This window comes from Mesotoga sp. HF07.pep.5.2.highcov (assembly GCF_003666285.1).
Classification (GTDB): domain Bacteria; phylum Thermotogota; class Thermotogae; order Petrotogales; family Kosmotogaceae; genus Mesotoga; species Mesotoga prima.
Genome location: NZ_JFHJ01000338.1, coordinates 1 through 554 on the forward strand (window position 1 = coordinate 1; position 554 = coordinate 554).

General features: G+C 44.4%; 1 protein-coding gene. It reads left to right on the forward strand.

Annotated elements, in window-relative coordinates:
• The coding region (locus BG32_RS07410) for a type II secretion system F family protein (RefSeq protein WP_183084308.1) at positions 1-554 on the forward strand (554 nt) is incomplete at both ends.

The following is a 554-nucleotide window of genomic DNA, read 5'->3' on the forward strand; positions in this document are numbered from 1 at the left end:
TTCATGATGGTTTTCGCGGTGGGAATAGTGGGGATGATCTCCTTCTTCATCCTCCCAAATTTGATTAGTGCTTTTGGAGGAAATTACGAGCCTGAAGGAACAATGGCTATTCTTCTTAAGATGAACGACATCCTGAAAAATCATTGGCCAATTCTTCTTGTCCTGCTTTTAGCATTGTTAATAGGAGGCTTCTTCTTTTTCAAGAGTAAGTACGGCAACATTGTAAAGGAGACTCTAGGCAAATTGATTCCTCCGGTCAGAAACCTAAGAAACATGACGGCTATGGAGAGATTCACACGGACGACGGCTGTTCTTGTAGCAAGCGGTGTGGATCTTCCTACAGTTCTGGAACTTGCAGGAGAGGTTTCTCAAAGCCCTAGAGTTATGAAAGCCGTTGGCAATGCGATAGTCAGTATAAAGGGAGGGGAAAGCATCAACGCCGCTCTTGAGCGGCAAAAGGTCTTCCCTCCAATCGTGGTTAGCATGGTTGCAACTGGCGAAGAAACTGGAAAACTCGACGAAGTAATGTTTAAAGTGGCAAACTTCTATCACAT